Genomic DNA, 23,779 nt, shown 5'->3' with positions numbered 1-23,779 from the left:
TCCACCTCCTTTGTTCTTTCGGTGTAATAAGGGATAAGGGCTGCATATTGGTTACATGCCTAATTGTAAAAAGAGCGACAGGATTGATCCATATCGCAATGTTACGATTCATATTTGAATTTCTCTCTTTTACAAAACAATCGGGCGATTTATAAACGTTCAGATCGTTTTCCTGTACTCATTCGGTGTTACTCCTTCATTCTTAAGAAAAAGGGAAATGAAGTAGGACGTGCTCTCGTAGCCTACTCTCTGAGCAATATCATGAATCTTGAGCGAGCCATCCGCCAGCATTTCCCTTGCTTTGCCCAGCCGGATACGCGTCAAATAATCATGGATGGTCATTCCTGTCTTTTCCTTGAAAATGGACCGCAAATAGTTAGGTGACAGATAAACCTGTTCAGAGAGGCTGTTAATCGTAACCGGATGATTGTAATTTTGATCAATGAGGGTGCGTACCTTATGAATCAGCTTTTCATTTTTATCCATAAATCGCTCTCCCAGCAGATTCACGGCATGACCTGCTGCATCCAGAATCAGCCCCTCGATCTCATGCAATGTCGATGCATTATAAATGGAGTGATATAGCTCTGCTCGTTGAACCCCCTTCGAAAAGGGCTCCTGCACCTGCTCAAGCAGCTCATCGACGAGATCGATGGACCAGTCACATATCATCTTTTTCTTGATTCGCATAGCAGCCAGGGCTTCAATATATTGATGCAGCTTCTGTGCTGCCCACTCAAAATCCAGTTGATGTATCGCTTCAAACCATTCTTTCTTCTCAAAAGGCGGCATATGTTCGCTGTACAATTGATTCGATACAGCTTCTGCATGGATCATCGTTCCGGTTCCTTCGTAGAAACGCTCGTTCAGGATTACACGCATTTGCTCATATAAACCGTGGAGATTGGACAATTCAGCAGCTTCGGCCCCAACGGCTGCAGTCACTGTAAAATCGAGTGCACTTCGCATCGCCACTGCCAAGTCCTCCCATGCATAATAACCTGGCTGTTGGTCTGCTTCCATAAACAGCCCTGTCTCGCCTTCCTTGTAATCAACAAAGGTAGCCTTCAGATTCTTCGCCTGGAAATAGTAATTCAGATAAGATACCAGCCGGGTAGTACATTCCTCCAGACTCTGCTGCTCTTCTTCCGCTTCAATGGGATCGATGCTGAACAAGGCCAAGGCATACCGTGATGTAACGGGCAGACGGGTCAATCTACTATAGTCGGACGCAAGCTCCGCAGCACGAGTCATATCTTTTTCATAGGACAGCTCCTTTAGAATCGTGGCTTTAGCAGCCTCTGTGGAACGTTTCTTGATTGCAACCTCTTCACAGCGCTGTTTTACTTTCGAAATAACGCTTTCAATCTCATTCAAATCAAGGGGTTTAAGCAAATATCCGACCGCTCCGACATGAAGAGCCGATTTCACATAATGGAATTCATCATGTCCCGTCAGGAACATCACTTGAATGGAATCATACAACTCATGTATTTTTCGAGCCAGGTCAATCCCGTTCATAATGGGCATCTGCACATCGGTAAGTACAATATCAGGCTGTAGGGCCTCGATTTTCTCCAAAGCCTCTCTGCCGTTGCTCGCTGTCCCAATAATGTAGATCCCCATCTCTTCCCAGCGAATATAATCTCTCATCATCCCAAGCCCGAGCTCTTCGTCGTCTACGAGAAAAATACTGTACATTGAAGTCCCCTCCCTTTAAGCTGTCTCTGTCTCTATTATATGTTTTCTCCTCCATTCGACCAGATCGGTTATGATACAATTGCTTATTGGCATGATCATTAATCAATCAAGTCCAGCTCATGATTCAATGTGTAGCTTCCTCCCGCTTCGGCATGAAAAGTCGTTCTCCGTTCTCCTCTGCATACAGTGTACGTTCCAGACATAAACGTACGGATGGTGGCAGATGTCAGCTCCCCATTCTCCCAGACTGCATCTACTTCGGCATTGCCTTTGGCTCTTAGCCCGGTTATCTTCCCTTTATTCCAAGCCTGCGGCAGTGCTGGCAAGAGATGAATTTCGCCTGCGTAACTTTGCAGCAGCATTTCCGCAATGACCGCTGTTCCTCCGAAATTTCCGTCAATAACGAAAATATTGGTTTCCGCACCGGCAATGCCTGACTTGGAATACGTAAACAGATTATCGAAGCACAGTCCACTAATCAGATGCGAGACATGTTTGTAGGCCATTTCTCCATCATGCAGCCTCGCAAAACCAAGTCCAAACAGGGCAGCCGTAAATTCCACATCCTCCAGCTCCTCTTGCAGCATCCGGTTTTGCATCGTCACTCTTGCTGCCGCACTAAGCTCAGGTGTCCGCTCAGGCGTGATCTGATGCCCTGGATACAGGGCGAATAGATGTGACAGATGCCGATGCTCCGGCTGTGCTTCCTCATAGTCCTCCAGCCATTCCTGCAGCTGTCCTTTCTTCCCAATCTGCAGCGGTGGCAGCATATCAACAGCTTCTCTCAGTTGTTCACCTAACTCCTGGTCCCGATCCAGGAGTTCAATCGACTTCAGGCAAAATTCGAACAGCTCACGCACCAGAATCTGATCTAATGTCGTTCCCATCGAGAGCTGATGCACAGTATCGCCAGCTGTACCCGGATAGAAATGATTCTCCGGAGAATTGGATGGGCCCGTCACCAGCCAACCATATTGGGGATGAATGTCCATATAGTCCAGATAGAATACTGCGGCCTCTTTGAGCACAGGATACGCTGTACTTTCCAGAAAAGCACGACCCTGGCTATATTCATAATGCTCTATTAAGTGAGTCGCGAGCCACAGTCCTCCGGTAACATTCAGCCCCCACGATGTATCCCAGCCGGGAAGTGTGAATCCCCAGACGTTAGAAAAGACATGCGCAACCCAGCCTTCACTGCCATATAAGTTGCGTGCCGTGGACTTGCCGGCTGCTGCCAGGTCTTCAACATACCTCATGAGCGGAAGATGGCTGTCTCCCAGGTTCGTAATCTCTGCCGGATAATAATTCATCTGGGTATTGATATCCAGGTGATAATCACAGCTCCAGCCCATACGGCATGCTTCTCCGTCATTCCATATTCCCTGAAGATGAAGTGGAAGCGGAGAATTGGCACGCGAACCGGCAATAGTCAGATAACGGCCATATTGCAGAAATAGCGCAAACAGCTGGGGATCATCATCCCCACCTCCAGCCAGCAGCCGGATGCGCTGATCGGTCGTCAGATTACTTTTGCTTGCAGTCCCAAGCTGAATGTCGACCTTGTTATACTGCTCTGCGTAATCTTCGATGTGATCCACTCGAAGAAGGGAATATCCTTTGCCTAGTGCCTTATCGAGTGTTATACGACACTCCTGTTTCCACTCCGGTCCCGTTTTGCGATAATCAGTACTGACAGCAAAGTAAATGTAGGCCTCATCCGCTCCATGGACGGTCAATCTTCCGTCTCTCCCGGTAACCGTACCGCCAGCGACAACGACCTTCACGTACCCTTCGGCCGATACACCACAGCTGCCGTTGCTGTGAACATTCTCGGTAGCCTTGCCCTCAAACTTCAATGTACAGTCATCCATTATTGTGGTGCGGAACGATCCCGTGTTTTCCTCCAGACGAAGCGAAAAGGATACGCCCCCAGAGCGATCACTCCATACCCTGGAAACAATCAGGTCGTCAGCATGCGATGCAAAAACCTCACGATACACGGTTGTATCCTTGTTCCTCCAATCAGCCTTGGCCAGCGCAAGGTTTAAGTCCAGCTCACGCCGGAAGCTTTTCTCTAGCGTTCTGTCAGGGCCCTGCTCGGCAAACTGTATGACAACCTTGCACAACCCCAGATTGGTGCCAAAATTCTGCTTGTCGGGCTGCAAATATTGCTTCGCAAGACGATCTCCCTCATCATAATTGCCGGAATAGAACTGACGGCGGATCTCCTCCAGCGCCCTCTTCCCTCCTGCAAAAGCCGGTTCTGGATCTGCTTGACCGGACCAGTAGGTCACCTCAGTCATGCTCCACACTTCACGATGCGGAGCAGCCATGACCACAGCTCCCATTCTTCCGTTCCCGAGCGGCAATCCTTGATGCCAATTCACTGCTGGGGTCGAGTACCATAATGTAAAATCGTCCATTTCACGCCCTCCTGTTCAAATGGGTTATCTAATCTATAATCGCCGAAAACAAAATAAAGCGCGCTGTCTGTGTCCAACATAAGCGCGCCTCTTATAGGTTGATGCAGATTGTCAGCTTCTTTTCACCGTTAATCTGAATATTTTAGACTCTGCTGGTTCCAGTGTTATGCTCATGTGGCCAATGGCTTCCCCTTGTCCCCCTTCCCATAAATCCTGATAACTGTACACCGTACTTGCATCCAGTCCGGCTCTCTCCAGGGAAACCGTTCTATGTGCGGCATTCGCAGCATCAAAATTGAAAACGGCCAAATAAAAACTCTTGTCGTCAGGCGATTCCAGTACAAATACGTCCGATGCCTGCTTCCCGCAATCTCCTTCAAGCGGCCGGAACGTTCGGCCGAGCCGGGCGATGTTCATGATTTCCTTGTTGGCAAGCCAGTCTTTTGCACGCTCCGCTGCCTCTGCCTGACGGAAATCATCTCCGAGCAGTAATACGGTACCTGCAATCACCGAGGCGGTAAAACGGCTTCTTCCTTCATGCCAGCCAGTTGCTTCCTGGTTGAAGCTCTTATACAGCACGGAATGGTCCGGATCATTGTAGCGATACAGCGTATTGTTCATCCACCAGCCATGAGTCAATGAGTTTAACAGGTATTCCGTATCCTGAAGCGTACCGAAGACATCGCAGGAAATGCGGCGACTGTGGGCGAAGGCGTACGGAAAGATCGGCGCAATGGACAGGTTGATAAAGAACGGGCGGCCAATGGCCTCAGGTGAGAGCTTCTGCTGTAAATAAAACATGCCATGGCGATAAGCTGCAATCCCTGTTGTGATCTCGGGGTCGTAATGCTGTCCTTCAAGGGCGCCATGTGCAAGGAAGTCCAGCTTAATATACTCGAATCCTTCCGAGATGAATTTGTTCGCAAACCAGTCCATTCTCAGCAGATTGCCGGGATGTGTCGGGTCTATAGCCAAACCGCCATCTACATCGGGCAAAATCTCGCCTTCCATGTCTCTCAGCAGAATATCCCCGTAGGTATACTGACCATCGGTCCCTTCCACAACTTGGCTGAACTGTTCCGGGCTCCCCCAGAATGTAAATGGTGTCCAATAGGTACCCGCCCTGTGTCCATTTTGCCGTACCCGGTCCAGCGCATCTTTCATCTGTTCAGGTGTAAAGTTGTCCCAGAAGGCATCAAAGTTAATATATAAGGTCTCTTCGTTCTGGAAACCCAGAGACTGCACTTCCTTCTTCAAAAAATCACTTGTCGACGTATACAAGTCATAATCGAGTGTACTCATCGCTGCAGACCAGCTGTTCCAGCCGACCGGAACGCCGCCCTTCCATGGCAGTGGAGCCTCCACCCAAGTGTTGGCACGGCCGTAAGCTTCGAGTCCATCTCTATAATCTTCGTAAAATCCGATGAATGCGAGTGGTGATTCAATGATTTTTCCTCTCACATATCCATGCGGCTGGGAATCGCGGGTCAGCTCACTGACAGCTCCGCCATAGAGATCCAGCTCTTCGATGTGGCCGCTCTTCTCGCTTTTAAACCGGATTCCCGTTTTCCATACCTTATGCGTGAGTGAACCCAGAATCACTCCCCGGCGGCTATCCGGATCGAAAACGACTACAGCTTCGTAGCTTTCGACATCCACTGGAGGTTTGACAACCGTGTATCGAACCCATTTGTCGTTATCATAAGGAATCCGCAGAATGCTGAGCTCTTCCTGTTGATTTCCTGCGTTAAGTGATACCTGCTTGGATTGAACGACCGCGAAGCGATTGACCTTGATCTCTTTATCACTTTGAATTGTGCTCTGTACCAATACAAATGGTACAGACTCGTATACATAGAAATGCTGTTCTAGTTGGGGAAGCTTGGACGACTGGTGCAGGATCACCAAATGCACTCCTTTGCCGAATCCTTCCCGGACAATGGCTTCCTGGCTTTTCAGCTCATGTCTCTCGTAGTGTTCCGTGCTGTATTCCCGACCTTGCCAGCGAAAAGAACTGCGGAAATGGTTAACAAGACAAGAGCGGTTATCATTGCAAGAAGCCTCACCATTTTCAAGATGAATCTCCAGATTCACATGTTCGTTACTCACTTGGATCCGTGTGTCATTCTGCTGCACTTCAACAGCTGTATCGTTCGTTAGCATCATATGCCTCCTCGACGTTGCATGGTTGGTTGGCGGGAGTGGTCATCCCCTCCCCCAAGTCTGCCCTCATTATAAAGACAGGACAGACCGTAATCCATGCACCGATCTTCCGATCCATATCGCGATTTAACACACTTTTCTTGGCAAAATGTTTACTGGTCACCCTCCACTGAAATACTGTACGTTTGGCCAGCTGATGTCGGAAATTTCAGTGTCGATGCATTGATGCGGATGGCGTCGAGCCGAGTGCCATTCGAAGTTACGATGAGCGGGACATCACTACGGAGTACACAATCCGTACCCAGCATGGAGGTGATCTGCGCTTCGGCGAGCTGTCCCCTATCCCACCAGATGCTAACTTCAAAACCTCCTCGGGCACGCAGCCCGGATACGTAGCCTTTCTGCCACGAATCCGGCAGGGCCGGAAGCAATTCAAGATACGAAAGGTGAGACTGCACCAGCATCTCGGCAATGCCGGCGGATGCGGCGAAATTACCGTCTATCTGAAATGGCGGATGCGCGCCAAGCAGATTGGCGTACACTCCGCCATGGTTGTATTGCTCCGTGTCCCCGTCCTGAACCAGACGGAGCATGTTGGAGAGCAGTCGCAAGGAACGGTTACCATCCCGGAAGCGACTCCAGAGTGCGACACGCCAGCCCAGGCTCCAGCCTGTACTTTCGTCTCCGCGACGCTCCAGTGAAGTTCTTGCCGCGGCAAACCATTCCGGTGTTTCCTCCTCAGACAACTGTCGTCCAGGATATATGCCTACAAGGTGCGAAGTATGCCGGTGGTATGTATCCTCATCTTCAAAATCCTCCGACCATTCCTGAAGTTGACCATACTTACCGACTTGCAGCGGCTGCAGGCGTTCTCGTGCACTCTTCAGCTCCTCCCTGAATTCCATGTCTGTTCCAAGTCGGTCCGCGGCTTCCATGCAATTCGTGAACAACTCCCAGATCAGGGAAATATCCATTGTTGAACCCGAGCTGACTGCTGCTACACCTTCTGCTGTACGAAATTTATGCTCTGGAGAAGTGGATGGGGCTGTAGTCCAATCTCCGCTTCCATCGTCAATAAGCCAATCAAGTGCAAAGAGTGCCGCCTGCTTCATGATCGGATAGGCAGTTGTTCTCAAATACGCTTCGTCTCTGTTAAAGGCGTAATGCTCCCATAAGTGCTGAGTCAGCCATACGCCACCCATTGGCCAATACGCCCAGCTTGGATCTCCATCTCCGTAATTTCCAACCGGGGCTGTATGCGCCCATAGATCCGAGTTATGATGAGCCGTCCAGCCACGGGTACCATAGTTAACCTTTGCAGTCTCAGCACCTTTCTCTGCCAGATTACTGATCAGATCCAGCAGAGGCATATGGCACTCCGCCAAATTACAGACCTCAGCCGGCCAATAGTTCATCTCCGTGTTAATATTCAAGGTATAATTGCTGCTCCATGGCGGACGGGTAAGTGCATTCCATATTCCCTGAAGATTGGCGGCCTGTGTACCAGGGCGAGAACTTGAGATCAGCAAGTAGCGTCCATAATGAAAGAGCAGCTCCACAAGTCCCGGATCTTCGGCAGCATAGGTCGTAATCCGCTGGCTTGTAGACATGCCTTCCGGGGCGAGCGGCGTACCGAGCTGCAGTTTCACTCTGTCAAACAGGGAGCGATAATCCGAGATATGGGCGTCCCGCAGACTTGTATATGGTTGGGCTGTAACCATGTTTAGTCGTGAATCATTCATCGCTGTGACACCTCTTCCCTCCCCTTCAGGCATGTTGGCATAGCCATTAAAACTTGTAGCTGCACTGAAATAGAAGGTGGCAGCCGTTGCCCCCAACAGATGTATTCCTTGACTATCCACAATCACCTGTCCATCCTCTGCTGTCACGGCCAGCTGTCCTTCGAAAACCATGCCCTTCCCGGCTCCCGGTTCACCGTATCTAATGGGTTCATCGCTTGTGACATAGCTGGGATCCACATGTTCCGGAGCGGTTCCTGATAATACGAAACGGTCTTCCTTTGCTTGAAGTGTATGCCGAAGCGGGCTGTCCAGGGCGGCATGCACATGGAGCTTCCCCTGTACACTTGCGGTCAGACGCAGCACCATCACCTGATGGGGATTCGAAGCAAACATCTCACGCTTATAGATAACGTTCCCAACCTGATATTCAACGCTGTGCAGTGCCTGTTCTATATCCAGCGTCCGTTTGTAGGAATGATGAATGCCCCCATGCTCAAAACGAAGAAGCAGATCTCCGAAGGGCAAGTAGGATTGCGTATAGGGTCCCTGCATCTCTCTCGTCAGCGTATCTGCCTCCTGGTAGCGTTTCTCCTGTATCAGCTTGCGAACCTTCGGCAAAACCTCCTTCGCGCCCGGATTATTACCGTCTGTAGGATAGCCCGACCATAAAGTGTCCTCGTTCAGACTGATTTTCTCCTGCTCTACTCCTCCAAAAATCATGCCACCGAGACGACCATTACCAATGGGAAGTCCCTCAGTCCATACACTGGCGGGTTTGTCATATTGAAGTTTCATGGGTTCTCTCCCTTATCATATTTTGGCATTGCTACTGACTGTATTGCCTTAAATATCAACTTATGTGCACAATTCTCATCATCCTTAGACTGTGGATACAGCAAACATCAGGTGCCTGGTCCAACTCAGGCACCTGATGTTTGAATTTTTATCTGCTATTTGGACGCCTCGTAGGCCTTTTGCAAAATTTCGAGATAACGGTCCAGCTTCAGGTTTTCCAGACCTTTAACATACGCATCCCAATCCTTGTTCAGATCCTTGTTGCCTGTAATGAATTGAAGCTGGTTCTGCTCAATGTAGTTCCGGATATTGGTTTGCAGCAAGCTTGCTTCATCAATTTCGGTAGGATCAATCCATACGGACCAGATCGGGAACAGCTCTTCTGGCTCATGTCCTTCGTACAGCAGCGTAGCATCATACAGTCTGCGCTCATAACCGTCGGAAGCATAGATATCCGTGCCTTGAACAAAGGTATCCCGATACTCCTTCGGCATATAGAAATGAGCCATTCCGCTCCAGCCCGCATTGCGCGGTGCTTCTCCCTCAGCCATCGGAATCTGTTTAACCATCGGCTTGGAATCCTTGCCGAGTGCCACATCGCCTTCTCCCGGGTCGGTCCAATCGATCCCTTTCAGACCACTCGCCCCGTTCGTTTGACCTTCGGCAGTAAACATATAGTCCACCATTTTAATTAGAGCGATCTGCGCTTCTTCACTTGCCTTGTTGGTGATGACGAATTTGGCTCCCGGAGATACGCCGCCCCCATCATGCGTTGCGAACGATACGCCTCCCGGTCCGGAAATCGGAGGTACAGGGTTATAATGTGCCGAGCGTGTATTGCCAGGATCAATGTTTACGAAGATTGCGGGGTGCATTCCTGCCCCGACGCCGAGAATTTCCGCATCTGCATTTTCCCCAATTTTCTTAAAGGCTTCAGCGTTCTGTGTAAAAGCTCCTGGATCAATGAGACCTGCATCGTACAACGATTTGATATAGGTCAATCCTTCCTTCCACTCTGGCGTAATGGCTGCGGATTGAACCTTTCCTCCGTCCATTTGCAGATAGTTGCGGTCATCATCGTACACAAAGGCATTCATGAGGAATGGAATGATGCGCACACCAAATTCCTCGATGGAGCCGCTAAGAGGTACTTCATCGGCTTTTCCATTTCCGTTCGGGTCCTGCGTTTTGAACGCCTGCAGCACATTTTTGAATTCCTCCGTCGTAGTGGGCATCTCCAGATTGAGCTTTTTGAGCCACTCCGTATTCATCCACATCTTGCTCGGATAGGAGCAGTGGAAACATTCCGTATAAGCAACAAGGCCATAAATATTGCCATCCGGCGCTGTGTTAAGCGTTCTCAAATTTGAGTTACTTTCCATCGCTGCTTTGATGTTTGGAGCATATTGATCAATCAGATCGTTTAACGGCAAGAGGACACCCTGTTTGCCATATTTTAAAAGATCCGCTTGTGAGAATTGGTCAATGTAATGAGTAAGCAGGTAGGCATCAGGATAGTCACCACTTGCCAGTGAGATCTGGCGCTTCTCCTTGGCTCCGTCCGACGGATTGATCTGCCAGTTGAATTTGATGTTGAACTTGTCTTCCACGAATTTGGTGAATTGGTTGGTCGGGATATCGATCCCCGATTCTTGTACGGAAAATACACTGATGTTCACCGGACCGTCTCCTGCAGCCGGCTCTCCTGATTCAGAGCTTGATGAGTTGTCACTTGAGCATCCGCTCATTACCATTGTGAACGCCATGAGCAGCATGAGTATGATTGTCAGACTTTTCTTCAAAATGGATCACTCCCTATAGTAATTTACCGGTGAAGAAAATGATTCCCTAACTCAAGCTGTGAATTAACCCTTAATGGAACCAACCAGCATTCCCTGTACAAAATGACGCTGTACAAACGGATAGATCACCAGCACAGGCAATGTAGCCACCACAATCAAGGAATATTTTAACAGCTCGGCAAGCTGCTGTCTCTCCACCATTTTCGCCGCATCCATTGCACCTGCACTGTTGTTCTGAATAATAATGCTGCGCAGAATGAGCTGTAACGGGAACAGATCAGCCGATTTAAGATAAATAAGAGCATCAAAATAAGCGTTCCACTGTCCAACCGCATACATGAGTACCAGCACGGCGATAATGGGCTTGGATAGAGGGAGAACGATACTCCAGATGAAGCGCATGTCACTGCAGCCATCCATCTCGCTGGCTTCCAGCAATTCCTCGGGAATGGAGGATTTGAAGAAGGAACGGGCAATGATGACTTGCCATACCCAAATGGCATTAGGAATCAGCAGCGCCCAGCGTGTGTCGATCAGATGAAGCTGCTTCACAACCATATACGTCGGAATTAACCCGCCGCTGAAAATCATCGTAAAGGTGATGATCATCATTAAGGCATTTCGGCCAAAAAAGCTTCTGCGTGATAGTGGATAGGCAATCATGATGGTCAAGACCACACTAATAAAAGTACCTACAACCGTATAAAAGATGGAATTACCGTACCCTTTTAAGATTTCAGGTGTGTTGAATAGTGCCTTGTAACCACTGAATGAAATATCTACAGGCCAGAGCCATACACGGCCAGAAGTAACGGCTGCCGGGCTGCTTAACGAGCTGCTGATAATAAAAATTAGAGGATAGATCACCGCCAGTACAACGAGACTGAGCACGATATAGATCGTAATCAGAAACGCTCGATCGGCGGTAGATTCCCTAATCCTTTTTGGTACCGTTGCTGCCACTTGAGGACCCTCCTTTCCTACCAGATACTATTGTTGGTCACTCGTTTTGCCAAACCGTTCACGGTAACCAGCAAAACGAGGTTAATCACCGAGTTGAAAAGTCCGACCGCGGTCGCAAAACTATAGTTGGCATTCAACAAGCCGATGCTGTAAACATAGGTTGCAATGATTTCAGAGTTGGCTAGATTAAGCGGATTCTGCAGCAGGTAGACCTTTTCGAAGCCAATGGCCATGACATTTCCTACATTGAGAATCAAAATAATGACGATGGTTGGCACAAGGCCTGGGAGGTCGACGTGTCTGATCTTTTGAAAACGTGAAGCTCCATCGACTTTGGCCGCTTCATACAGTGTCGGATCAATTCCGGCGAGAGCTGCCAAATAGATTACTGCACTGTATCCTGCGGTTTGCCATATATCCGACCAGACATAGATCGAGCGAAACATTCCGGGTTCACCGAGGAAGTTGACCGATTCAAGCCCGAAAAAATTCAGGGCAATGTTGGCAAAGCCAAGCCGCGGTGCCAGAAACAGCATGATCATGGATACCATTACGACGGTTGAGATGAAATAGGGCGCAAACGATACGAGCTGTACGAACTTTTTAAACTTCGTGCTCCGCACCTCATTAATCATAAGAGCTAAGATGATTGGAATCGGGAATCCCGCCAGCAGCAAATATCCACTCAATAGGATCGTGTTCTTCACCAGTGTCCAAAATAACGGATTTTCGAAGAACAGACGGAAGTTTTGCAGCCCCACCCAGGGACTCCCCCATATACCTTTAATGACGTTATAGTCCTTAAAGGCAAGGACTGCATTAATCATTGGGTAATACTTGAAAATAAGAAAAAACAGCAAGGGTGGAATCACCAGCAGATGCAGCTGCCAGTGCTTCCTCATTTTCCTGCGGGCATTGCTCCATAAGCTCGTTTCTTTTCTCTGTGGCAATGACCTGTGATTCACAACGACTTCCTTTTCCAGAACAACCCCCCCCTGACTATAGTCTGTGATGTTCAATGATGATAGCGCTTACTACACGTTGATCATAGTGGATGGGGATGTCTTCTTAACAGGTACAATTGAGCTGTAGAGCGTACAGTTATCCCTTTTTCGAGGGCACAAACCGGCAACAGACCGGCCATTTCTCCATATAAACCGCTAGATTGCACCAAAAAGACCGCATCGTCCTCTTGGGACAACACGGCCACGGCCATAAGACCTGAATGAATTCATTCGTAGGGAGTCTGTCTATACACACTTGGAGAGATACCATTCAATCGTTTAAAAGCACGCCGGAAGGAATGTGAACTGTTGTACCCCACTCTTGCTGCTATTTCGTCCACGGTATAATTACTGTCCCTTAACAGGATCATCGCCTGATCCATTCGCACTTTGATCAGATGATCGGAAAAATTAACCCCTGTATACTCCTTGAACAGTTGAGAAATGTATTTTTCAGGCCGCTCAACGTGCTCAGCAACGCGATATAGGGTTAGCTCGGCATCCGAATACATCTCTGCGGTATATGCTTTGATCTGTTTAACGATTTGACTATGGGTATCCTTCTTCTTGTTCGCAATCAGTCCGCACAGTTCTTCCATGATTTCGTACAATTCAGACTTAATGGTCTCCAGCGGCTCTGCGGATCCAATGTCGATGACCCGCCGTTTGACGTTTTCGATGGAATCGTATTCCGTAAATGCCTTTTGATCAAGCAGCTTGATAAAGGTTCCCTTCATCTCGCCAATCAGTTGATGTTTCATTTCCATGGATAGCTCACGCTGCTCCATGTTCTGTACCATGATGGCTTCGACAATCCGCTTGGCTTCCTCAAGTTCTCCGGCCCGGATCGTTGTAATCAGTCGCTGCTCGGAGTCGAGCGGATAATAATAGGTTGTATTCTCGGTCTGTGTGTCACTGCTCCAAACCATGCCCCTTGCGTTCATATAGATGGCATATTCAAGAGCTTGATTGGCTTGGTCGAAGGAATTACTGACCTCCGTCACGGACGAGAAGTGATTGCCGAATCCCGACTGGATGGTGATCCGGTAATCATGAAACATAACCTGGGCCAATTCATCCATCGTCTGCGTAATATCTTCTACGGTGCGTTGTGTGTCAGCTTCCTCATCCGTGGAGAAAAACAAAGCGGCCACCTTATCCGATCCCCAATCGGTCATCTGTACATTAGCGCCAAGCTCGCTCAGTGCCTGCTTCAACAGCAGCCGAGAAGCATTTAGCTCATTCAGGATATCAACGTTATCCATGCTGCCATAACCTTTGATCTGAACGAGACCCGCATATCCTGCTCCCTGATGCAAATGAATATCCGCCTGTTCGGCAGCAGACCAAATCTCGTCCCGTGATTTGAATTCACCGGCGATCAGGCGCTTCAAAAAGGCATCCCTTACAAGCGGCAGCTGGCGATTCAATTCCGTCTCCAGCAGCTTGTTCTTGGTGATCATATCCGAGATGTTTCCGCTTAGAAAATCAAACTCATTCCTGGAAGTCCCGTCCTCTCGTCCGAATTGCTCCTTCATCACACTTAGCAGTCGATTGATTGGGGCACTATGACGATAAGCAAGCACCAGCCCAACGAGCAGTCCAAGCAGTAGTGTTCCACCTGTAATGAGCATGCTCATCTTCTTGATCTTGTTTGCATTTTCCAGAAGGAGGTCACGCGGAATCCCTGCCTGATATACCCAGCCGTTAGAATCCGATTGCGTAGTGATAACCAGATCATCCTCATAGAACTGACTAACCTTGCTCGGATCGAATTTCGGATCGGCGATCATCTTGGCCATCTCAGGTTCTCCGCTGCCCTTCAGCGCAATGGTTCTCCCTTCCGCATCGCTAATGTGAACCCAGCCGCCATATCGGTCCGTCATACTGGACAGCAGTCCTACGATCATCTTCTCATCAATGACGACGACAGCTACCGCCGGTGAGGAATCGTTGAAGCTGTCCAAAGGCAGTGATTGCATATATGTAATGACCGACGTTTGCTGGCCTCTGCTGACATAGGAACTGAGCGGCTTAATTTCACTACGATGCGTTTGTTTTAATACTTGCTTCATCCATTCCTCCAGGGATAGATCGGTATAATGAAAATCGGCATAATAATGATTCGGCCTGTAAGAGGAACCCGGGGTAAGGATTAGATTATAATTGGCTAAATAAATATAATAATTTTGCAGGAAATCATTCGTCTGCCCAAATGTCAGCACATTCTCCATGGCTCGCCATATGCCATATACATTCGTTTCGTTATCCCTTTCATTCATCAGGACGTTCAGTTCCTGATTCACGGCAAGCTGTCTAGTGAAGCCTTCGACTTCATCCATGCGCCGTTCCAATATTTCTTGGCCCTTCTCAAGCTGTGTAACCCCATTCTCAATGGAGATGGACTGCGTTACGGAAATGGAAGTCAGATAAGACATGTAGCCACCTATGCTGGGTATGACCAAAATGATGACATACGAAATGAGAAATTTCCGAAAAACACTGGAATTTCGAATGGGCAACCCCTCCATCGCCGAGTTGATTGGTAGCGCTATCATAATCACAGATTATATCATTTTTTGGCTTAGTCAATTGTTTTCTTGCTTGTGCAGCAGCTCATTCATTGCGCTTTATTAATACAGCCCACCCTTTATTAAAAGGATTCAGAAAGAAGGGGACCTATGTGGTCCCCTTCTCAATTAGCACTATTTTCAGCTATTTAACCCATTGCTCTCCACCACTTGCAGCAGGCTTCGAACTATGATTAACCGACGCTTCTTCAATATCTCCGAAAGCCCAATGGGAAGGTGATACATCCTTCCACTGAGGCTGTGAAACTCCCTTAAGCGGGCCTCTTCCCAACACCCGGTTAATGACAACAACGGCTTCTGCTCTTGTCAGCTCAGCATTCGGCCGGAAGGTGCCGTCCTTGTAACCTGTCAGGATTCCCAGGCCTCGGGCTCTTTGAATCGCATCTTTAGCCCAATGACTGCCAATATCAGAGAACCCGCTGCCTGGTTTGGTCGTATCCGGAGCCAGGCTCACAACCAAACTCGCCATCTCTGCACGGGTCAAGGACTGATTCGGTTTAAATGTGCCATCCTTGTAGCCTTGCATCAATCCCATTTTTGCAACCTTGTCGATAGCTGCTGCAGCCCAATGGGAAGAACTCACATCACTGAACGTCACATCTGATAATGCAGCATCTTTTTCAACGACTTTGGCGAGTATGATTGCCATCTCTGCGCGAGTGATCTTGTTATTTGGTCTAAACAATCCGTCCTTATAACCGTTAATGTACGCCGTATGCCGAGTCGTCTCCGTATTCCCGGAGGATTCCTCTCCCGATTCTGTTTCCGGAGCCGGAGTAACTGGAGGCTGTACAACAGGAGATGACGGTCCCCCTGGATTAGAAGGTCCTGATGGATTGCTCGGATTTGTTGGATTCGTTGGATTTGTTGGCCCGCTGTCCCCAGCAGCTATCGTAAATTTCAGTTGATCCGTGAGCATGAGCTCACCAGACTTTTTGACAGCCTTCAGCGTATGCACACCACTCGTCAGGCCTGTTATGCTGTAGATTTCCTGTCTATTTTTACGTCCCTCACTGTACGTATCTACGGTTTGCACCAGATTTCCGTCGATGTAGATCTCCACCTCGCCCTGCTGCGGCCCAGTCGGAGTAATCATACGGATGCCGGTACCTTTGAAGACATACTCAAAGGAATCACCGTTTACTGCTGAATAATGAACATCATTGAGATAATCGCCGCCAAAAATAAAACGGAGGTTCAACGTGCCGAGAGGCTGCGCAGCAAGGTAGGATTTTCTAAGCGTCACCTTATCCCCTGTTACCTCATAATCGGTTCCCTTAACCAGCTCAAGTGAGCCATTCATAATCTTCTTGAAACTATCCGGTTCCTGCAAAAGTGTCACTTCAATATCGGCTTGAGCAGATTCAGCTTTGTCAAAAACAGCACTCACCGGCTGAATGATATTGGGAATCTCCACCTTGAGGAAGTCAAGCAGCATGAACCGCCCTGACTTTTTCACGGCTTTAAGCGTGTGCAGCCCATCTGGCAGCCCTGAGACACTATAGACCTTTTGCTGCGCCAAACGTCCGTCACGGTAAGCACTTACCGTTTCCTTAAACTCACCATCCACGTAAATATCCATGTCGCCCTGGGACGGATCCACTTCCGTAAAAAACTGAATACCCGTTCCTCTGAATTCATACTCAAAATAATCGCCGTTCTGCTCGGCGTAATGCACATCATCCTTATAGTCGCCAAATCCTCTTCCCGTGCTGCGTGACCAGTTGCCGCTATACTTGATCGCGGGATCGTCATTGTTAATCATCGCGAATCGGATTCCGGAGGTGTCAATAACCTTAATCGTGAGCGTCTGCGGATCCCCCGCGCTAAATACCACGTTAAACTTCGTTGTGCCCACGGGCAGTTGGGTGAGGTATTGTTTCTTGATCGTTAACGTATTGTCAAGGACATCGTAGTCATCTTCGCCGAGATCGTCCCCGTTGTATTCCACACCAGTTAACATATTACCGTTCAGGTTTAACGTGATTTTCACATCCGCTTGCTGATCCACTGCCTTATCAAAGTCTGCAGCGGTTGGGCTTAATTCACTGTTCTGCCCACCAGACTCTTGTTCCCTGGTTACCTTAAGTGCATCCAGAAGCATGTATTGGCCCGATGCCTTAACAACCTTCAGGGTATGTGTTCCACTTGGCAGATCTGTTTTGCTGAACAGCACCTGCTGGGCTTCCCTTTCTCCATCGGTATAAGCGCTTATCCGTTCTACCTCACCATTATCGAGAATAATGCTCATGTCCCCCTGCTCTTGATGCTTCTCTGTCAGCAGCTCGATGCCTGTACCTGTGAACGTGTATTCAAAATAATCGCCGTCTTTTTCCGTATAATGCACATCGTCATTGAAGTCACCGAAACCCCTGCCAGTATTCGCATTCCATGAACCTGTGTACCGTATCTCACTGTCGTCATCGTTAACGTAGACCACCTCGGTAACCGTGGTATCGTCTCCTGAAACGGCTGGTACAGCATTCGGTTCATCGGCTACATTGGATTCGCTCGCTGGATCAGCAATCGTTCGATCATTGTCTGTGGAATCCTGAATCGCTATCGTCAGGTCCTGTGAACCCTCTAATTGTTCCTTGCCTCCATTTCGCTTCCAATCTCCGGTATACCGCATGCCTGTATCATCGTCATTCACCGTCGATGTTCCGCTCAGCGCCTTGACTTTCAGCATGCGTGAAGCATGAGGCTCCAATAAACCACTGCTAAATCCCTCGTTAAAGGTACCCAGTTCGGAGTGGCTCCACAGGTCACGGACCGATGCAGGTCCATCCAGACCGATATCGCTCCAATTGACCTTGACCTCAGCACTCCGGTTGCCCAGATTAAAGAGAGCCACACTGTACGTTCCATCTCCGTTATTGGCGTACCATACCTGCTGCTGGGTATCCATCGATACCGGATGAGCCGGACGTCCAGCCTGATTGACAGCGATCACTTCATCATTGGTAAGAAGTTCAAGTCCATAGCTGTCCAGCCTGGTCATGTCATTCCCTGTATACAACGGTGCAGACGAGATCGCCCAGAATGTCATGGCTGTCTTCCGTTCATCCTTGGTGAGCCCATCCATGGAACCATTGCCCACGTTTAGCGAGTCAAAATCATTCCACCCGCCAGTGCCCGCATCACGCCACCAAAGTGCAGCGATTGGAAACAGTCGTGCAATGTTAGCCCACTGTGTTAAACCCACATTGCTGTCGTATGCTTCGACATCCCAATCGATACGCCAGCCATTGGCGTGCTTTTTCCAGAAATCCACGTAGTTATGGTCCAGTGCCCATGAAAGCTCGAACCAGATATTGTGCCTTGCCAAAGCCTTGGACCAAGCCTCCACATCGCCTCGTGCATCCCGGCTCAGATTGTTAATGCCTGATCCTGGAGTCACGCTGTCGAATTTGACAAAGTTAATGCCCCACTCGCCCAGAAGATCTGCAATGGAATCGATGTATTTCTGAGCACATGGATTCGAAAAATCAATCTTGTAGGTATACGCATTCCAAGCATCCATCACGGTAAGCGGCTGATAAGCAATATCCTGCATTCGGCAAGCTCCGCCCGTCCCATAGATCTCAAGGTTTTTATTGTATGCATCAATGGACAATCCGGGAATCAGATAGATCCCGATCTTCTGACCATTGTTATGAACATAGTCGATAACCTCCTGGAATCCGTTCGGATACAGTTCTTGGTTAGGAATCGGTCTTCCGTATTCATCATTATCTCCGTTCCATCCCGCATCAATATTGATATATTCATAGCCATGAGCCTGTAACTTCTCGCGCATGGCATCCGATTGCTTCTTGATGCTCTCCGCTGATGTCCATTTTACGGAAGGGTCATACACCTGCATACTGTAACTGCTCCAGCCCATGTAAGGTTTCTCAGCTAATGTCGTCTCTGCAGCCGCTTCAACCACACGACCTTTGGTCCCTGTAAATCCAAACTGAACTGCCGCAAAGATGAACACCAGAAAAACCATCACTATCCGTTTACCCATTCGCTTCAAATCATCCCTACCCCCTCTGAAATAGTGAATTCAAAATCCATAATGATAGCGCTTTCCTTACGTGAAAAGAATAGTGGATGTATTATGCTCAGGGTAGGTACAATTCGGAATTTTGCGTACATTTCACCATGAAAGCGGGGGTACAACAGCCATAGAACAGGCATTTCTCCCCCTTACACCGAAGATTTTGCAAGTGAGCCGCTGCTATAAGATCGATTCGAAGGACGTTGTTTAAGTAACGATGTGTGTATCGTAGTTATGGTCTTATGGTCAAGTAAAAAGACATAAAAAAAGGTCTCCCGCAGGCGTTAGCCTAACGAGAAACCTTTTCTTCTTATGATGCGGTCGAGAGGACTCGAACCTCCACGGGGGGTTAGCCCACACGGACCTGAACCGTGCGCGTCTGCCAATTCCGCCACGACCGCATATGGCATATCTCCGAGATAATCTATCGCGGCGACAAGAAATAATATATCATGTGAAATTCAGTGTGTCAACACTTAAATGATTTAGTATAAAACTAAGATAACCAAAAGGAATTAAAATCTGCTTGAGAACAAACTTTCCCTGCTAAAAATGAACCACGCTCTCCTCTACTACTCCAATTTACTTATTTGTCCAATTTTTGCGCTGATGAAACACAAATTACGTTTTTGTCATCATAAATAAACATGGAGAACTACTACTTTCCACAAAAAGTCTTGAATTCCGTTAACATTGCAGAAGGAAGAAAGGTTTGACAATTACGCATTTATGCAATATAGTTTCAAAAGGTTACAAAATATTAATTATTCATTTGCCGAGTTTCATGTTTGAAAACGGGGGAACCATTTTGGGTGAATTATTCTTATACATAGGAAATATAGGGAACCTTCTACCGAACCCTTAGCTAACTCCGTAGGCATCGAAGGGAGAACATTGATTTTGAAAAAACTGATCATTTCTATTTTTGGCGCAGCCGTTCTATTTACATCTGGTGCAGCAAGCACTGAGGCGAGCAGTATTAACACCGTCGTTAACAACATGACTGGAATACCTTATAAGTGGGGCGGCACGACGCTGGCCGGGTTTGATTGCTCTGGATTTATGAGATATATTTTCCAAAAATATAGCATTGAATTGCCACGTACGTCACAGCAGCAAGCCAAGGCGGGTACTCCGGTATCCAAGGCCAATATCCGCACAGGGGATCTAGTATTCTTCAACACTTCAGGCAGCGGAATTTCGCATACAGGCGTATACATCGGGGGCGGACAATTCGCTCATGCTTCCAGCAGTAAAGGTGTCAGCATCACCAAAATGTCGAATCCATACTTCAGTGACCGCTATGTAACAGCGCGCCGGGTGACCGGACAATTTATGTATAACAAGATGCTTGGAAAAATATAAGTTGGACAAGAAACAGGCTCTGGAATGCTCCAGAGCCTGTTTTGCTGTCTGGTTATTCAGACTCACTTGCAGGAAAACCTTAGTGCAACGCTTTTTGCACACGCATTGCGCCTTGAGACAGCGCGTGACCGCCGCCTACCGCTCCAGCTACCGCAACCGTCTCCATAATCTCCTGATCGGTTGCGCCCTTCGCACGGGCCTCTTCTACGTGGTAAAACGTACATACTTCGTTATTGGCAAACAATCCGATGCCGAGGGCAATCAGCTGCTTGGTTTTGGCGTCGATGGCACCTGACTGAAAGCATTCACCTGTAAAATCGTGATACGCTTTGACTACGCCAGGCAACACATCGCTTAATTCTCCAATCTGATCCTTGTAGGCATGTACCTTATCATTCATCAATGTCATGGCTACCCGCACATCCTCTCGGCTGATAAGTTTACGAATTCTCGCTGTACCTATCTTCTCTCCCGAGTGGCGGAATTATGCCAAACCATCCATGGTAATTCCATGCATCCGTCTCCAGAGCGGCTCTATTCATTCAGCCGGACTTTGGCGCGGTTCACTAAAGAGCTGATAGCGATAGCTGCGGTCCAGCTTAACCACACGTCTGTTCTGGCGACGGATAAGCACCTGTTCCCCATCCCATGCAACGACAATTCCTGTTACGTCGTTGGATTCCAGACCATCCCGTACCACTCTTACTTTTTCACCCGATAAGCGCAGTGCATCCAATTCTGCATCACTAATCATGTCTATGGCTCCTATGTTTCAAAATAATTTACAAAAAGAGACCTAAATGAAGAGTCATTTAGGTCTCACGTGACTGTATTGGACTGTTATGTCATTCGAAAAATATCCCGACTGAAAGTTACCGCTGCGCGTGCTCTTTGCTGTCGTTCTTCTCGAACCAAAAATCAAGCACTTTGGCGGACATCACACGTTCTTCAAGGTACTCCACTTGATGTGGTGTAAATTGTTCTTTCCAAGCGAAGGACAACTCTTCACACAAGCCTACAATGGTCAGCAACTCTGACCAGGCAACATAGCGTTTGTACCAGAAAAATTGAGGATGTTCAATCATATAGGGATAAAGGTCATCGAATTCCGTATGTTTACAATCCAGGGCACGTTCAAAATGAACTTTCGACTCCGCCAGCTTTTCAATAAAAAATTGTTCTGATGCCGGTTGGTTCCCCATGGTGTTGCCTCCTCTCCCTAACATAACCCCATTATAAATGAAATTCGCGGTCATGCAAAGGCATTGTTCAAAAAATAGGCTTTTTCCTTTAAACTGTCACATTTGGTTATCGTCGAATTGCACGGTTCCATCATTCAGTGAACGAATGCGCACCAAAGCTTCCACCGGAATGCCCTGCTCGCGGATCGTACGTGCACCGGCCTGAAAACATTTCTCGACCACGACACCGAATCCGACGAGCTCCGCCCCTGAACGTTCAATGATCTTAATGACACCGCGAGCTGCATCTCCGTTGGCGATAATATCGTCTATAAACAAAATACGGTCATTCTCATGAATATATTCGCGGGATACCATAATATCGGTTACGATCCCTTTGGTAAAGGAAGGTACACGTTCACAGTAGGCATCGGGATCTGCCAGAAGTGTCTTTTTTCGACGGGCAAATACGAGCGGCACCCCAAGTTCATGTGCTGCGGCAAAAGCAACCGGGATCCCTGAAGATTCCACGGTAATGACCCGTGTCACTCCACTTTCACGAAAGCGAGCAGCAAACTCGCGGCCCATCTCCATTGTCAGTGCAGGATCAATCTGGTGATTCAATAATCCGTCCAGCTTCAGCACCTGATCCGAGATGACTACGCCTTCTTGTAATATTCGTTGTTTTAATATTTCCATCATTCGACCTCCCAAGCCTATCCTATGAGGTAAAAGTATCATAGATGAGGCTGTCAGTTCAAGCGAAATCGGCTTTCCTCCATCATTGACCGATTCTGAGAACGAAAGCTTCTTACAATTGTCATGAGTTACCAGGGTCAAGCATACCTTGTACCATGGTACCCGCATGTCCAAACTATTATGGGGCCTGAGAGGGGAAACGCATGAAACAGGCATTCCGGGTGCTGCAGATCGCATTTACATACATCGGAACGGTTGTAGGAGCAGGCTTCGCGACAGGGCAGGAAATACTGCAGTTTTTTACCCAGTATGGCAAATGGGCCACCATCACCATTGTCTTATCGACCATACTATTTGTCTGGCTGGGCACCAAAATGATGCTCATCGCCCATGATACCGGCTCCCGCTCTTACGAGGACCTGAACAAGCACCTATTTGGCCATAAGGCTGGAAAGTGGATTACCTGGATAACGCTTCTGATACTTATTGGTGTAAACAGTGTAATGCTCGCCGGAGCAGGCTCTGTCTTCGTGGAGCATCTTGGACTGAATTACCAGACTGGTTTGATTATTACGATAGTGGGAACGTATCTGCTTCTTGGACGAGGCATCAAAGCCATATTGCAAATGAATAGCATTGTGGTTCCGATGATGCTCCTGTTGTCCATCCTCATGATTACAAGCACCATACACCATCCCGGTGCCTTACGGTTCGTTACGCTGACTACAGATACCAATCCTATAAAGGTGTGGCTGTCTCCACTATTGTATTCATCCTTCAATCTGGTACTGGCCCAAGCTGTTCTGGTGCCGGTAGGCAATCAGATCCGTGATCGTAATGTCCTGAAATGGGGCGGTGTACTCGGCGGAATCGGCGTAGGCTTTATGCTGTTAGCCGCCCATTTCGCCATGTCAGCCCAGATGCCAGGTATCATGCAGTTCGAAATTCCGATGGGGAGCATTGCCTTCCAACTTGGATGGGCTGTGCAATCTGTGTATGTAACTCTGATCTTCATGGAAATATTCACAACATTCGTCGCAGATATCTATGGTATGACTCTTCAGCTTGGTCAGCACTTACAAGTCCATCCTAGATTAATTACATTAACCATTATGCTTCTGTGCTACTCACTCAGCCAGTTTGGATTCAGTTCTCTCCTATCCATTCTCTATCCAATCTTCGGCAGCCTTGCCCTAGTCTGGGCCGGAAGATTGGTGATCGACCGCTGGGGAAGCTTTCGCGCGAGACATAAAAACTTGTGACGCTAGACATAAAAACTTGTGATTTATACAATGGTCCTAG

General features: G+C 48.1%; 15 protein-coding genes, 1 tRNA gene and 1 riboswitch. Of the genes, 2 read left to right on the top strand and 14 right to left on the bottom strand.

Annotation, left to right across the window (positions count from 1 at the left end; genetic code table 11):
* Positions 1-159: 159 nt before the first annotated feature.
* The 10 genes from F4V51_RS10250 to F4V51_RS10205 all read right to left on the bottom strand — a co-directional run bounded on the left by F4V51_RS10250 (position 160) and on the right by F4V51_RS10205 (position 19,633).
* On the bottom strand, positions 160-1,701 hold the full coding sequence (locus F4V51_RS10250) for a response regulator (protein WP_153977878.1): 1,542 nt from the start codon (positions 1,699-1,701) through the stop codon (positions 160-162).
* Positions 1,702-1,799: 98 nt separating this feature from the next.
* Positions 1,800-4,127 (bottom strand): glycoside hydrolase family 95 protein, encoded by a 2,328-nt coding sequence (locus tag F4V51_RS10245; RefSeq protein ID WP_153977877.1) that lies wholly within the window; start codon positions 4,125-4,127, stop codon positions 1,800-1,802.
* A gap of 111 nt (positions 4,128-4,238) precedes the next feature.
* Positions 4,239-6,293: an alpha-galactosidase gene (locus F4V51_RS10240; RefSeq protein WP_153977876.1), complete on the bottom strand. Its 2,055-nt coding sequence runs from the start codon at positions 6,291-6,293 to the stop codon at positions 4,239-4,241.
* Positions 6,294-6,442: 149 nt separating this feature from the next.
* Complete coding sequence (locus tag F4V51_RS10235; protein ID WP_153977875.1) at positions 6,443-8,827, bottom strand: glycoside hydrolase family 95 protein; 2,385 nt, start codon at positions 8,825-8,827, stop codon at positions 6,443-6,445.
* A gap of 155 nt (positions 8,828-8,982) precedes the next feature.
* Positions 8,983-10,629, bottom strand: coding sequence for an extracellular solute-binding protein (locus tag F4V51_RS10230; protein ID WP_153977874.1), 1,647 nt, complete (start codon positions 10,627-10,629; stop codon positions 8,983-8,985).
* A 63-nt stretch (positions 10,630-10,692) separates the two neighbouring features.
* Positions 10,693-11,592, bottom strand: a complete 900-nt coding sequence (locus F4V51_RS10225; protein WP_201281195.1) for a carbohydrate ABC transporter permease — start codon at positions 11,590-11,592, stop codon at positions 10,693-10,695.
* Positions 11,593-11,609: 17 nt separating this feature from the next.
* The gene (locus F4V51_RS10220; RefSeq protein WP_227779402.1) at positions 11,610-12,494 is read right to left on the bottom strand and encodes an ABC transporter permease; all 885 of its coding nucleotides are present in this window, start codon (positions 12,492-12,494) and stop codon (positions 11,610-11,612) included.
* Between the two features lie 329 nt (positions 12,495-12,823).
* Complete coding sequence (locus F4V51_RS10215) at positions 12,824-15,034, bottom strand: helix-turn-helix domain-containing protein (RefSeq protein WP_236146734.1); 2,211 nt, start codon at positions 15,032-15,034, stop codon at positions 12,824-12,826.
* 277 nt (positions 15,035-15,311) lie between these two features.
* On the bottom strand, positions 15,312-19,199 hold the full coding sequence (locus tag F4V51_RS10210; RefSeq protein WP_153977872.1) for a X2-like carbohydrate binding domain-containing protein: 3,888 nt from the start codon (positions 19,197-19,199) through the stop codon (positions 15,312-15,314).
* Positions 19,200-19,548: 349 nt separating this feature from the next.
* Positions 19,549-19,633, bottom strand: a tRNA-Leu gene (locus F4V51_RS10205).
* Positions 19,634-19,995: 362 nt separating this feature from the next.
* Positions 19,996-20,127: riboswitch (cyclic di-AMP (ydaO/yuaA leader) on the top strand.
* A gap of 5 nt (positions 20,128-20,132) precedes the next feature.
* Between F4V51_RS10205 and F4V51_RS10200 the strand changes: the two genes are divergently transcribed.
* A complete protein-coding gene (locus F4V51_RS10200) occupies positions 20,133-20,597 on the top strand; it encodes a C40 family peptidase (RefSeq protein ID WP_127536424.1) in 465 nt (154 codons plus the stop codon).
* A gap of 79 nt (positions 20,598-20,676) precedes the next feature.
* Here F4V51_RS10200 and F4V51_RS10195 read toward each other — a convergent pair whose 3' ends face one another.
* From F4V51_RS10195 to F4V51_RS10180, 4 genes are all read right to left on the bottom strand, one after another.
* Positions 20,677-21,006, bottom strand: a complete 330-nt coding sequence (locus tag F4V51_RS10195) for a carboxymuconolactone decarboxylase family protein (RefSeq protein WP_095287967.1) — start codon at positions 21,004-21,006, stop codon at positions 20,677-20,679.
* Between the two features lie 129 nt (positions 21,007-21,135).
* Positions 21,136-21,351, bottom strand: coding sequence for a hypothetical protein (locus F4V51_RS10190; RefSeq protein WP_095358831.1), 216 nt, complete (start codon positions 21,349-21,351; stop codon positions 21,136-21,138).
* A gap of 118 nt (positions 21,352-21,469) precedes the next feature.
* The gene (locus F4V51_RS10185; protein ID WP_095287969.1) at positions 21,470-21,799 is read right to left on the bottom strand and encodes a hypothetical protein; all 330 of its coding nucleotides are present in this window, start codon (positions 21,797-21,799) and stop codon (positions 21,470-21,472) included.
* Positions 21,800-21,895: 96 nt separating this feature from the next.
* The gene (locus F4V51_RS10180) at positions 21,896-22,477 is read right to left on the bottom strand and encodes a xanthine phosphoribosyltransferase (RefSeq protein WP_153980641.1); all 582 of its coding nucleotides are present in this window, start codon (positions 22,475-22,477) and stop codon (positions 21,896-21,898) included.
* Between the two features lie 203 nt (positions 22,478-22,680).
* Between F4V51_RS10180 and F4V51_RS10175 the strand changes: the two genes are divergently transcribed.
* The gene (locus tag F4V51_RS10175; protein ID WP_153977871.1) at positions 22,681-23,739 is read left to right on the top strand and encodes a YkvI family membrane protein; all 1,059 of its coding nucleotides are present in this window, start codon (positions 22,681-22,683) and stop codon (positions 23,737-23,739) included.
* The last annotated feature ends 40 nt before the right edge of the window (positions 23,740-23,779 follow it).

Origin of the sequence: Paenibacillus xylanilyticus, from assembly GCF_009664365.1 — a bacterium.
Taxonomy (GTDB): domain Bacteria; phylum Bacillota; class Bacilli; order Paenibacillales; family Paenibacillaceae; genus Paenibacillus; species Paenibacillus xylanilyticus_A.
The sequence above is the reverse complement of the archived record's forward strand: the minus strand, read 5'-3'. Positions and strand labels throughout refer to the sequence as shown.